Raw genomic sequence first — 11,428 nt, 5'->3', positions numbered from 1 at the left:
GATGATCGATAAGGCGGGTTATCGATCATAAGCAGCATTTAGATTTTATCCTTTTGAATTTCAAGGGAATTTCTAGAATGCCAGTCATTTGATACCCGCTTGTATACCCGCTGTTTATTTTGCTGGGGTACTGAGCCAAAGCTGAGACACCTCTGATCATTCCCGGAATGATGGCTTACATCATACCCGATTCGGTTGTTGGAGAGGGGGCCAGCTGCTGATTAGGCGCTCCGATCGGCCTTCCCAAGTTGTCGCGCCATCGGTATCGGCCCGATCACCGCCAGCCAACTGTCGGCCGCCGCCGGCAATGCCAAGGGCTAAGGTTCGGCCCCGACTTTGCGGCCTCGCTGGGACGGGTGCCGCGCTGGCGCTCAACCGGGGGCAAGTCCAAGCTCTTGGGCGTTTTCAGCCCTCACCAAGGAAGCCCATTGCCTCTGCGCGAATGAGTGCCAGTGTCTGGCGCACAAAGGCCAGTTGCGCGGCGGCATCGTCGATTTCCTGCTGCAATCTCGCGGGCAGATCGTGCTCCGGTAGTGGGGTCTCGCTCATTTCGCGCCAGGGGATCCACGGGTTCGGACCTTCGTTATCGTGGCGAAATGGCGGGGCGTAGTAATCCACTTCTTCTTCCAGGCCATAGGCACGGACTTGCGGCTGCTTGTCGCCGAGGCAGAGCAGACGGGTGAGTAGAGCGCGAAACGGCAGCTCCCCCTGGCCGGAGCGGCAGGCCAGGTGGCCATTGCCGGTGGCCTCGGCCACAATGCGGGCGTCTTTGATGTGCACTTCGGTAACGTGGGCGGCCATGGCGTCCAGCGCTGCCAGCGGGGCTTCATTGGCGTTGATCATGTTGGCGAAGTCGAACAGGATCGACAGTTGCGGCCAATCGCTGCCAGCCACCAGCGCGACCAGCTCGTGGCTGGTCAGGTCCTCGTGCTGCTCAATGGTGAAGCGCAAGCCGCTGTCGCTGTAGCGTGCCTTCATGGACTGGATGTCTGCTGCCACCCGGCCTAATACATCGTGCAGATGGCCTTCGTAACGCGGATAAAAGCGCACTGAGCGGGCGCCTGTATGACGGGCGATGCGCACGGCCTCGTCAATGGCCACGGCGTCGGAGGCGCTGGTTTCGATATGCAGTTCCAGCCCCAGCGCCGCGGCCCCGGCGCCAAATTCCTGCAACTCTTCCGGGCCGGCATGGCACAAGGCGGCGGCTTCGCCATCCAGCACGTGGATCTTCACGCCGGCCAGTTGCTGCCGGTGCGCGATATCCAGCAGATCGGCAGGCAGGATTCTGCCGCAGCGCATGTTGAGGTGATAGGCGTAGGCATGAAGGAATAGCGGGATAGTGTCGATGCGTTGTACCACCTTGGCGGCGTTGGCCGTGGTTAACATGCGGTGTTCTCCGTGAAAGGGTGTCGGTTCATGACTGGGGCGCCTGCTGTTCCAGAATCGGATAGGCCGTGGCGCAGATGTGCGAATGGATGCGTTTCAGATCGCGCAGTACATCCAGGTGCAGCGAGCTGGACAGAATGCTTTCCGGGCGGCCATCGCGCAGGCGCAGCAAATGGTTGTCGGCGCCTTCGCGCTCCAGGTCGCGCACGATGACCTTGTCGTCCAGGATGCGCTCGGCGGTTTTTACGCAGCTGGAGACAAACGCCGCCTGGGCGCGCTGGAAACTTTCCAGGACCTGCTCGTGCAGTGCCTGTAGTTCGGTGGTGCCTTCGGCAGAAAAGCACAGCTTGCCCTTGATCTTCTTGCTAGCCAGCTCCATCAGGTTTTTGTCCACGATGTCGCCGATATGCTCCATATTGATGACGAAAGACATGATCGACATGGCGCGGCGCGCATCGGCCGGTTCCAGCCCTTCTCGCGTGACCGCGGTAACGTACAGCTTGATCGCCTCGTGCAGACTGTCCACCGCATCGTCTCGGCGCATTACTTCGCCGACCAGGCGACGATCGCCTTGCAGCAGGGCCGGCAGGCTGCGGCGTAGCATGTCGCCCACGACATCGCCCATGTGCAGGGCTTCGCGTGTGGCACAGGCCAGCGCCAGCGATGGCGAGGCGATGGCTGACGGGTCCAGATAGCGTGGGGCATCGGGGCTTTCTGCTTCGCGGTTGTCTGGCAGCAGTCGTTCCAAGGCGGTGGCCAACGGGTCCAACAGGCCGATGAACAGCAGGGCAATCGCCAGGTTCAGCAGCGTGTGCACGTGGGCGATCAGCTGGGCACTATCGGTGCTGCTCGCGTGCAGCAGCGATGCCAGCACGGAGACAAACGGCAACAGCAGCAGGCAGACGCCGCCGCGCAGCAGCAGATTTCCGGTGGGCAGGCGCTTGCGCAGGTTGTCCTCGCTCTTGGCTCCCTCGATATACGGGTTCAGCGCGCTGCCGATATTGGCGCCCAGCACCATCGACAAGGCGGTGTCCAGCGCCATGGCATGGCTGCCGGACAGCGACATCACCAGCAGCACTACCGGTGTGCTGGAGTGCGCCGCCCAGGTCAGCACGGCAGCGATGGCGGCGGTGAGCAGGGGTTGGCCGGATAGCACCGCCAGAATGCTGCGCACTGCCGGGGCGCTTTCGGCTTGTCGCATGGTGCCGACCAGCAGCGCCAGCGCCAGCAGCATCAGGCCAAGGCCGATCAGGGCGCGGCCAATGTTGCCGTGTTGCGAGCCCTTGCCGCGTTCGAACAGGGCCATGCCGATGACCAGACAGGCGGGCGACAGCCAGCTCAGGTCCAGCGAGAACGCCTGCACGATCAGCGTGGAGCCGACATTGGCGCCCAGCATGATGGCCAGTCCGGTGACGGGCGTCATCAGCTTACGGCCGGCAAAGGCCGAGGCGATCAGGCCGGTGGCGGTGCTGCTTTGCAGTACCGCGGTCACACCCATGCCGGCAAAAAACGCCTTGAAACGGTTGCCGAGGCTGCCGGCCATCACGTGGCGCAGCCCGGCGCCCCAGGCGCGCATGATGCCCGATTCCACCATGTGCAGGCCCCAGGTCAGCAGGGCGACACCGCCGGCAAGATGCAATAACACTGTAAACATGCTTACCTCGCTTGCGCCTTGCCGGCGCTGCGATGATCCCGCCGCAGCGGGACCGGGTTCAGGCCTGTTGCGCCGCGTGCTGCCAGCACAGGACTTGCCAGCCGCGCTCGCCGGCAATGCGGCGCAGGGTGGCGTCGGGGTTGATGGCGTGACGATGGGTGACGGCTTCCAGCAGCGGCACGTCATTCAGCGAGTCACTGTAGCCATAGCTGTCGTGCAGCGATTCGCCCTCGTCGTGCAGCCATTGATGCAAGCGGGTTACCTTGCCTTCGCGATAGCTCAGCACGCCGTGGGTATCGCCGCTGTAACAGCCATCGCGGGTTGCCAGCTGGATGCCGATCGAATCCGCCACGCCCAGCCGGCGCGCGATGGCGTTGACCAGGTGCTCACCGGTGGCGGAGATCACCAGTAGCCGGTCCTGGCGGGCGCGATGCCACTCCAGCTGGCGTAGCGCCTGCGGGAAAATGCGCGGCAGGATGATGTGCTCGACGAAGGGCGCCAGCCAGCCCTGCACGGTGTCCAGGCCGAGGCCGCGCAGCGGGATCAGCGCAAAGCGCATGTATTCCTGCATGTCCACCCGACCATCGCGGTAGGCCTGCAGCAGCTCGGCTTCGCGCGGCAGCATCTCGGCAGGCGCCAGACCGCGCTCCACCAGGTAGTGCAGCCAGAGATTGGCGCTGTCGCCGTCCACTAGGGTGTCGTCCATGTCGAAAATTCCCAGTGCCATCTCAGTGCACCTCCCGCATTTGTTGTTGATCGATCATCAGGTTTACCTCGGTGCCGGCGGCCAGCAGGTCTTCGGCGCGGCGGTTCAACTGGTCTACCTGCAGGGTGATGCCGTGGGCCTGCACCTGATAGCGGATGACGTTGCCCAGTAGCTGGTGCTGGCGGATGGTGGCCGGCAGCGGCGCGCTCAGGTGCGCCGGGTAGGCCTGCCCCGGGGTGAAGATCTGGATGGCTTCCGGGCGGATCGCCAGATGGCCGCGGGTTTCCAGCTGCAGCAGGCGGCTGGCTTCGGTGGGTGTCAGCAGGTTGTAGCTGCCCATGAAGCGGGCCACGAACTCGGTGGCCGGGCGGGTGTAGATCATTTCAGCCGAGCCTTCCTGCACGATGCGCCCCTGATCCATGACAAAGATGCGGTCGGACATGGTCAGGGCTTCTTCCTGATCGTGGGTGACAAAGACCGTGGTCAGGCCCAGTCGTTGCTGGATGTCGCGGATTTGCTCCCGCAGCGATTTGCGGATGCGGGCGTCCAGCGCCGACAGGGGTTCATCCAGCAGCAGGATGCGCGGCTCCACCACTAGCGCGCGCGCCAGTGCCACGCGCTGACGCTGGCCGCCGGACAGTTCGTGCGGGTAGTGCTGTTCCTTGCCGCTCAGTGCCACCAGACGGATCACGTCGGCTACCTTGCGCGAAATCTCGCTGCCCGGCAGCTTTTGCAGCTTCAGGCCGAAGGCAATGTTCTGTTCCACGCTCATGTTGGGGAACAGCGCATAGCTTTGGAACACCATGCCGATGCCGCGTTTTTGCGGCGCGGCGCGGGTGATGTCCTCGCCGTCGACGCGGATACAGCCCGCGTCGATGTCGGTCAGACCGGCCAGGCTGCGCAGCAGCGTGGATTTGCCGCAGCCGCTGGGGCCCAGCAGGGTGACGAATTCGCCTTTCCGTAGCGAGAAATGGATGTCCTGGAAAATGGTGGCGTTGCCATATTTCTTGGCCAGGCCGCTAGCTTCAACGTAACTCATGGCATGTCATCCTATTTGCTGAATCGGGCGGTCAGCCACGTCAGGAACAGTGTGAACAGGAAGTAGCTCATGACGATGGCACTGGTGAAGTGGCCGCTCGTCTGACGCATGTTGTAGAGGTAGACCTGCAGGGTTTCGTAGTGGGAACCGGTCAGCAGGTTGGCAAACACGAAGTCGCCCAGCAGGAAGGAAAACGCCAGGAACAGCGAGGCCATCAGCCCTTTGCGCAGGTTGGGCAGGATCACCCGCAAAAAGGCCACCGGGGTGCTGGCACCCAGCAAATGGGCGGCATCCATCAGGTCGCGCACATTGATGCTGGCGAGACTGTTGGCCAGCGAGCGGTACATGAAGGGCAGGGCGATGGTGAAGTAGCAGCCCACCAGAATCCACGGCGTGCCGGTGATGTTCAGCGGGCCATCGGCGTAGATGTTCAGCAAGCCCACCGAGGTCACCACCGGCGGCACCGCGAACGGAATCAGGATCAGCGCGTTCATCAGCTTGTCCAAGCCGGGAAAGCGGTAGAACACCACGAACACCGCCGGCACGATGATCAGCGTGGCGAGCAGCAGGGTGCCCAGGCACACCGCCAGCGAGCGCCCGAAGGCGGCCAGGAAGGCGCTGTCCTGCCACAGCTGCAGATACCAGCTCAGCGACAGGTCGTCCGGCAGGATGGTGGCGCCCCAGTGTTCGGACAGCGAATACAGCAGGGTGGCCAGCACTGGTACGGTGAGCAGCAGGATCAGCACGGCGACCACGCTGCGGTGATAGAGCTCAGCGCGCATGACGGGCTCCTTTCTTTAGCAACCACTGGTTGACGGCGGTGACCAGCAGCAACATCAGCATCAGCAATACCGACAGGGCGGCGGCCATGTTCGGCTCCAGGAAGATGTCGCCGGACACCAGGCTGGCAATGCGAACCGTGATCAGGTTGAAGTTGCCTTGCGTCAGGGCATAGGCGCTGGCATAGGCGCCGATGGCATTGGCAAACAGCAGGATGAAGGTGCCCAGAATGGCGGGGGCCAGCACCGGCAGACCCACGTAGCGCCAGTACTGCCACAGCCGGGCGCCCAACAGCGAGGCCGCAGCCTGCCAGTCGTCATCCAGCGAATCGAAGGCCGGATACAGCAGCAGCACGCCCAGCGGAATCTGGAAATAGGTGTAGATCAGGATGACGCCGTTGCTGGAGTACAGGCGGAAGTCCTCGATCAGCCCCCACTGACGCAGCAGCAGGGTCAGCGCGCCATTGGTGCCCACCAGAATGATGAAGGCGAAGGCGAGCGGGACGCCGGTGAGGTTGCTGGTCATATTGGTGATCGACACCACAAGCCGGCGCAGCCGGCCGGAAACCCGGCGCAGGGAGGCTGCCCCCAGCAGCGAGATCACCAGTCCGATCACGCTGGACCACACGGAGATGCGCAGGCTGTTGTCGAAGGCCTGGCGGTAAAACGGCGAGGACAGGATGTCGCCGTAGTTGGCCAGCGACAGGCCCTGTTCGGTGTGCACGCTGTTGACCAGCACCCACGCCATCGGCGCCAGGCTGAACAGTATCAGCATGGCGAAAAAGGGCAACAGCAACAGCGCCGCCGGCCAGTGCCGCAGCCGTGAGCGCGGCCGCACCGGCACGGCAGGCTTGCCGGCAAGGGGGAGTGAAGTGGTTTTCATGACAAAAGTAACTCCGGGTTACGCGGTTTGGTGTGGCGCAGGCCGGCGGCGAGGCGGCTCGGTCCGATCGGTTGCGCACGGCTATACGGCCGCTTGCTGAAACGTTGGCCGAACACGGACCGTGGCACCCGCCGCTGGCCGGGTCGGCGTCGTTGCACTCGATGCCGCTATGCGCCGGCGCCGCCCTGCCGGGAATGCCTCCGTACCCATACCAGGCTGTCCTGGCTGGACGTGGCAGGCGCCCCTTACTGCATGTTCACCATGACCATTTCCTGCCACTGGCGCGGCAGCTTCTTGGTCGAGTCCTCCCAGGCGGCGAAGTCGCGGATCGGCTTGGCAACCTTGTACTGGCTGGCGGGCAGCAGCTTGGCCTGCACATCGGCCGGAATCGACACATTGCTGCGGATCGGTCGGGCATAGCCGCGCGCCAGGTTGACCTGGCCCGCATCGCTCAGCACGTATTCGCGCACCAGCTTGGCGGCGTTCGGGTGCTTGGCGTACTTGTTGATGATGGTGGTGTAGCCGGTGGTGACCGAGCCGTCGGTGGGAATGCTCACCGTGAAGCGCTTGCTGTCGATGCGGTCGCGGTAGCTCAGCGAGGTGAAATCCCACAGGATGCCGACTTCAATCTCCCCCTTTTCCAGGTTGGCCAAGCTCGGGTCGATCAGCGACAGGCGTCCCTGCTTGGCCAGTTGGCCGAAGAACTCCAGCGCCGGCTTCAGGTTCTTCTCGTCGCCGCCACGGGCCAGCGCGGCGGCCAGCACGGCACTGTTGGCTCGGGCGGAAACCCCTACCGCACCCAGCGTGACCTTGTATTTGCCTTTCAGCAGGTCGGCCCAGGATTTGGGCGGCTCTTTCACCAACTGGTTGTTGGTGATGAAGGAAATGGTGCCGGTATAGGCCAGTACCCAATGGCCGTCCTTGTCCTTGGCCCAGGTGGGAATGTCGTTCCACGTGCTGGGCTTGTACGGCTGGGTCAGCCCCTTTTGCAGCGCAACCGGGCCAAACGTATGGCCAACGTCGCCGATATCTGCCGTCGCGTTGGTCTTTTCGGCCTCGAACTTGGCCAGTTCTTCAGCCGAGCTCAGATCGGTATCGCGGTGACTCAGGCCATATTTCTGGGTAACCTGTGCCCAGGTGTCTTTCCAGTTGGCCCAGTCGTCGGGCATGCCCACGCTGTAAACGGCGCCTTCTTTCTTGGCGGCCTGGGCCAGGACGGTGAGGCTCTCGGCATTGGCCTGTGCCAGGCAGAGGCAAAGCCCGCCGGATACGACGCTAACCAGCAAGTTGTTCATGTTTGCTCCTTTGGTCTAGTCCAGATTTGAACTGCAGGCAAACCTTAGTCCAGTGGCTTTCCGGCTGTCAATCGTGCTGCATGTTACCAGGCAGCAAAAATACGACGTCGCAAGGATTTTGTTTTGCCAATTATTTGAATTTTAACGATATAAATAAAAATTCGCCGTGTGGTTTTCTTTGCAGTCCTACCGGGTGGGCAACACTGCCATTACCTTGACATGTCTTTGAGAAATCATGATTTCGTGATAGATTTGCCATTAATTTGAAACACTGGAGTAGTCCAATTGGCGACAATTGAGCGTAACACCACTCTGGCCGCCCAGATCAGGCAGTCGCTGGAGATGCAGATCGATAGCAAATTGCTGCAGCCGGGGGTCAAGCTGCCATCCGAGCGCGAGCTTTCCGAGTTGTTCGATACCACGCGCACGACGGTGAAGGAGGCCCTGCTGGCGATGGAGGCCGAAGGGCGCGTCTATTGCGAAGACCGCCGTGGCTGGTTCGTCGCCCCACCCAGGCTGATCTACAACCCGCTGTACCGCTCCCCCTTCCACCAGATCGTCACCGAACAGAAGCGGCAACTGGAAACCCTGGTGCTGTCATCGCGCACCATCGTGGCAACGCCGACCCTGTGCCAGGAGCTGGCGTTGCCCACCCTGTCGCGAGTGAACGAAGTTACACGGCTGCGCAAGCTGGATGGTCGCGTGGTACTGCTGGCGCGGCACTACCTGAAACCGGAGCGCTTTCCCGGCATTCTGGAACATGACCTGAGCCAGTCGCTGACCACGCTTTACGAGCAGCAGTACGGGGTGCGTTATGGCCGCTCTCGTTTCGAGATCAACCCGACGGCCGCCTGGGGCGAGGTGGCGCAGGCACTGATGTTGACCGAGGGCAGCCCGATCTTGCTGATCTCCTGCGTCAACTACGACCAGCATGGCGAAATCATCGATTGCGACCATGAATACTGGCGCCACGACGCGGTACGCATTCTGGTGGATAGCCAGGAGTTGGAGCGGATGAAGGCAAACACCTTGCTGTGATGCATGCCCGATTCAGCCCCTGCCGCCGATGGGCGTCGCGCCCGGCGGTTACGTTTGGGGCATCCGGTGTGTTCCCACCGACACGACTGAAAACCGTCGGGTCAAGTTGGAAACTGCCGCCAGCGCCTTGCGGGTGAAGACGTGGCGGCAAGGGGGTGGGACTCGGGCGGCGGTTACGCTGCCGTCGCGTTACCTGCCGCATGGCGACGGGCAAACGCCTCGAACCACGGCAAGCTCTCCGGGTTGGCCATGGTGTCCGGGTTGGCCACTTTCTCGAGTGCTTGGCCAAGCAGCAGTTTCTTGATCGGCAGCTCCATCTTCTTGCCCGACAAGGTGCGAGGGATCGCATCGACCTGGAAGATGTCGTTGGGCACGTGCCGCGCCGACAAGGCGACCTTGATCCGGTCACGAATCAGGCCGGTCAATTCGGGCGTCAGCTCGATACCGGGGCGCAGCACCACGAACAGCGGCATGTAGGATTCGCGGCCCAGGTATTCCAGGTCCACCACCATGCTGTCCAACACTTCCGGCAGGTCTTCCACCGCGCGGTACATCTCGCTGGTGCCCATACGGATGCCATGGCGGTTAATGGTGGCGCCCGAGCGGCCATAGATGACGACACCGCCGGATGCTTCAAGCCCAAGGACGAGTGCATCCCGATCGCCTACCCGAAGCCGGACGGCGTGCTGACCTTCGACCGCCTGTCGTCGGTGTTCATCTCTAACACCAACCACAGCGAAGACCAGCCGGCGCACCTCAAGCTGAAGGACCCGAGCGTCCCGATCAAGATCAATCTGGTGCAGTACGACGCGCCGGAGACGCGCTACTGCCCGGCCGGGGTGTACGAGATCGTCGGCCGCGAGGAGGGGGCGCCGCGTCTGCAGATCAACGCGCAGAACTGCGTGCACTGCAAGACCTGTGACATCAAGGACCCGACCCAGAACATCGACTGGGTGACGCCGGAAGGCGGCGGCGGGCCGAATTACCCCAATATGTGATACGGATTGCCTGAGGCAAATCTCCGGAAGCTGTTCTTGCTTAGCCGAGGTCCTTTTCTGCCGGTTTGACGACGCCATATAGAAAACGCCCTCGTGTGAGGGCGTTGGCTGGGGTGGGTGAAACCGGTTGGTTTAGTTGGTGTACGACTTGAGGTCTGACATGACGTCCATGACCGTGTCGATGGCGAGAGCCGAGGCCAAGGCGTAGCCTTTGCCAATCACGAAATCACCATCCTCGAATTTGTAGGCACTGAATCGGTTCGACGGGAAAATGTTCGAGCCACGTTTACGCAAACCGACCGAGACGTGCGCCAAGGCTCTCTGAGAATTCACGTACGTATCCGTCATGACGACGATTTCGTATTTGGCGTTGTACTTTTTGCAGTACTCGTCGGACACGGCGGAGCCGATTTTGGCTTTCATGAGATCGTTGACCTGGTCCGGGCCATAGTGGTGCCAGGTGAACGTACAGCCAAAGGATGGAGCACTGAGCCCCAAAAGGGTAACGCACATTGCCGTGAATTTTTTGTAATTCATGAGTGATCTCAATCGGTTAAGAGCTGGCCATGGAGATGACAGGCGCTCATCCGATACCCCCTTGTGCCGGCGGCGCCTGAGCCAATAGCAATGGATCAGCCGCCCAGTTGGCATGACCGCCGGGGAGCACTGGTTTGCTGCCGCAAGGCAACAAAGCCGATCACTCGAACATCATATCACTGGAAAATTCTCTATGCCTATCGGGCCAATTGGGTAGTGTGGGGCCGGCCGGCGTACTGAGCCTATCGGTCAGGATCAGTGTCGGCGACACCATCACATCGGGGTGTCGATCACGGTCTGTAAGCCACAACCCTTTATTAGGGCGTACTCGAAGTCCTGTGCCGCGCACCATACACTCTGCCGTGCATGCCCCTTGTCCCGCTCCATCGTATTGCCGGGCCTCACCGGCGGCCATTGTTCCGGCCGCTCCGGGCCTGTCGGCGCCGAAGTGTTTTGGCTATGGTTAACGTACCCATCGCCAGCGATCCAGTCAGGGTAGGCTCACCGCCACGTGCCGCTGTCGATGTCGCCCTATCCAAGAAAAAGTGTCATCCGGACAAGGTGGGTTGGGCCTTAGTGGGAGAAGTATCATGCACAGATTCAGCGCCCGCATGCGGGCCGCCATGGCGTTGCTCGTTCTTGGCATGGCATTGCCCTGGAGCGCGGCCATGGCACAACCTGCCCTGAAGGACCAAATCGTCGGAACCTGGTCTTATGTTTCCGTTGACCTTATCCGCTCCGATGGGACGCGAATACCTCTTTTCGGTCCGAATCCACAGGGCCAGGCGAACTTTGATAGCAATGGCCGCTATATCTTGATGACGGTGCGGGCAGGACAGGCCAAATTCGCATCCACCAGCCGGATGGAAGGCACCCCGGAAGAAAACAAGGCCGTTGTGCTAGGGTCGATCGCTCACTTCGGCAGATACACCGTTGACGAGGCGAACAGGACCATCACGTTCCACATAGAAACCAGTACGTTTCCGAACTGGAACGGAACTGAGCAGAAACGACCGTTCACGGTGACTGGGGACGAGCTTACGTGGCAAACCCCCGCATCGACAGGCGACGGCATTGCCGAGGTTGTGTTGAAGCGAGCGAAATAGAGGCCGG

11 protein-coding genes and 2 pseudogenes are annotated in these 11,428 nt (G+C 61.8%); 4 read left to right on the top strand and 9 right to left on the bottom strand.

The window, feature by feature from the left end; all coding sequences use genetic code 11:
- Positions 1–261: 261 nt before the first annotated feature.
- A pseudogene (locus AC3WG5_RS17405) lies at positions 262–404 on the top strand (transposase); the annotation flags it as partial.
- Position 405: 1 nt separating this feature from the next.
- Here AC3WG5_RS17405 and AC3WG5_RS17400 read toward each other — a convergent pair.
- From AC3WG5_RS17400 to AC3WG5_RS17370, 7 genes are all read right to left on the bottom strand, one after another.
- The gene (locus AC3WG5_RS17400; protein WP_492569863.1) at positions 406–1,386 is read right to left on the bottom strand and encodes a sugar phosphate isomerase/epimerase family protein; all 981 of its coding nucleotides are present in this window, start codon (positions 1,384–1,386) and stop codon (positions 406–408) included.
- 28 nt (positions 1,387–1,414) lie between these two features.
- Entirely contained in the window at positions 1,415–3,040 is a 1,626-nt protein-coding gene (locus AC3WG5_RS17395) for a Na/Pi cotransporter family protein (RefSeq protein WP_492569861.1), read from the bottom strand.
- A gap of 58 nt (positions 3,041–3,098) precedes the next feature.
- Entirely contained in the window at positions 3,099–3,767 is a 669-nt protein-coding gene (locus AC3WG5_RS17390) for an HAD family hydrolase (protein WP_492569859.1), read from the bottom strand.
- Position 3,768: 1 nt separating this feature from the next.
- Positions 3,769–4,785 carry an ABC transporter ATP-binding protein gene (locus tag AC3WG5_RS17385; RefSeq protein ID WP_492569857.1) on the bottom strand — a complete coding sequence of 339 codons (1,017 nt, stop codon included), beginning with the start codon at positions 4,783–4,785 and terminating at the stop codon, positions 3,769–3,771.
- Between the two features lie 11 nt (positions 4,786–4,796).
- On the bottom strand, positions 4,797–5,567 hold the full coding sequence (locus tag AC3WG5_RS17380; protein ID WP_492569855.1) for an ABC transporter permease: 771 nt from the start codon (positions 5,565–5,567) through the stop codon (positions 4,797–4,799).
- The gene (locus tag AC3WG5_RS17375) at positions 5,557–6,447 is read right to left on the bottom strand and encodes an ABC transporter permease (protein WP_294865154.1); all 891 of its coding nucleotides are present in this window, start codon (positions 6,445–6,447) and stop codon (positions 5,557–5,559) included. The genes AC3WG5_RS17380 and AC3WG5_RS17375 overlap by 11 nt, the downstream gene beginning before the upstream one ends.
- 245 nt (positions 6,448–6,692) lie before the next feature.
- The gene (locus AC3WG5_RS17370) at positions 6,693–7,742 is read right to left on the bottom strand and encodes an ABC transporter substrate-binding protein (protein ID WP_294865152.1); all 1,050 of its coding nucleotides are present in this window, start codon (positions 7,740–7,742) and stop codon (positions 6,693–6,695) included.
- A gap of 285 nt (positions 7,743–8,027) precedes the next feature.
- Between AC3WG5_RS17370 and AC3WG5_RS17365 the strand changes: the two genes are divergently transcribed.
- On the top strand, positions 8,028–8,780 hold the full coding sequence (locus AC3WG5_RS17365) for a UTRA domain-containing protein (RefSeq protein WP_008954147.1): 753 nt from the start codon (positions 8,028–8,030) through the stop codon (positions 8,778–8,780).
- 173 nt (positions 8,781–8,953) lie between these two features.
- On the opposite strand, the gene AC3WG5_RS17360 is transcribed toward AC3WG5_RS17365, so the two are convergent.
- On the bottom strand, positions 8,954–9,349 hold the full coding sequence (locus tag AC3WG5_RS17360; protein ID WP_492569851.1) for a hypothetical protein: 396 nt from the start codon (positions 9,347–9,349) through the stop codon (positions 8,954–8,956).
- A gap of 60 nt (positions 9,350–9,409) precedes the next feature.
- Between AC3WG5_RS17360 and AC3WG5_RS17355 the strand changes: the two are divergent.
- A pseudogene (locus tag AC3WG5_RS17355) lies at positions 9,410–9,778 on the top strand (4Fe-4S dicluster domain-containing protein); the annotation flags it as partial.
- Positions 9,779–9,910: 132 nt separating this feature from the next.
- Here the strand turns inward: AC3WG5_RS17355 and AC3WG5_RS17350 are convergent.
- Entirely contained in the window at positions 9,911–10,315 is a 405-nt protein-coding gene (locus tag AC3WG5_RS17350; RefSeq protein ID WP_008954150.1) for a hypothetical protein, read from the bottom strand.
- Between the two features lie 590 nt (positions 10,316–10,905).
- On the opposite strand from AC3WG5_RS17350, the gene AC3WG5_RS17345 reads away from it, so the two are divergent.
- A complete protein-coding gene (locus tag AC3WG5_RS17345) occupies positions 10,906–11,421 on the top strand; it encodes a lipocalin-like domain-containing protein (RefSeq protein WP_492569849.1) in 516 nt (171 codons plus the stop codon).
- The last annotated feature ends 7 nt before the right edge of the window (positions 11,422–11,428 follow it).

It is taken from the genome of Pseudogulbenkiania sp. FW507-F1, assembly GCF_058781125.1.
This window is presented reverse-complemented; position numbering and strand designations above follow the sequence as displayed.

Bases quoted from the DNA above. Each gene is read 5' to 3' on its own strand.
- AC3WG5_RS17350 (WP_008954150.1), bottom strand. From the start codon at position 10,315: ATGAATTACAAAAAATTCACGGCAATGTGCGTTACCCTTTTGGGGCTC.
- AC3WG5_RS17395 (WP_492569861.1), bottom strand. From the start codon at position 3,040: ATGTTTACAGTGTTATTGCATCTTGCCGGCGGTGTCGCCCTGCTGACC.
- AC3WG5_RS17385 (WP_492569857.1), bottom strand. From the start codon at position 4,785: ATGAGTTACGTTGAAGCTAGCGGCCTGGCCAAGAAATATGGCAACGCC.
- AC3WG5_RS17400 (WP_492569863.1), bottom strand. From the start codon at position 1,386: ATGTTAACCACGGCCAACGCCGCCAAGGTGGTACAACGCATCGACACT.
- AC3WG5_RS17375 (WP_294865154.1), bottom strand. From the start codon at position 6,447: ATGAAAACCACTTCACTCCCCCTTGCCGGCAAGCCTGCCGTGCCGGTG.
- AC3WG5_RS17370 (WP_294865152.1), bottom strand. From the start codon at position 7,742: ATGAACAACTTGCTGGTTAGCGTCGTATCCGGCGGGCTTTGCCTCTGC.
- AC3WG5_RS17380 (WP_492569855.1), bottom strand. From the start codon at position 5,567: ATGCGCGCTGAGCTCTATCACCGCAGCGTGGTCGCCGTGCTGATCCTG.
- AC3WG5_RS17390 (WP_492569859.1), bottom strand. From the start codon at position 3,767: ATGGCACTGGGAATTTTCGACATGGACGACACCCTAGTGGACGGCGAC.
- AC3WG5_RS17345 (WP_492569849.1), top strand. From the start codon at position 10,906: ATGCACAGATTCAGCGCCCGCATGCGGGCCGCCATGGCGTTGCTCGTT.
- AC3WG5_RS17360 (WP_492569851.1), bottom strand. From the start codon at position 9,349: ATGGGCACCAGCGAGATGTACCGCGCGGTGGAAGACCTGCCGGAAGTG.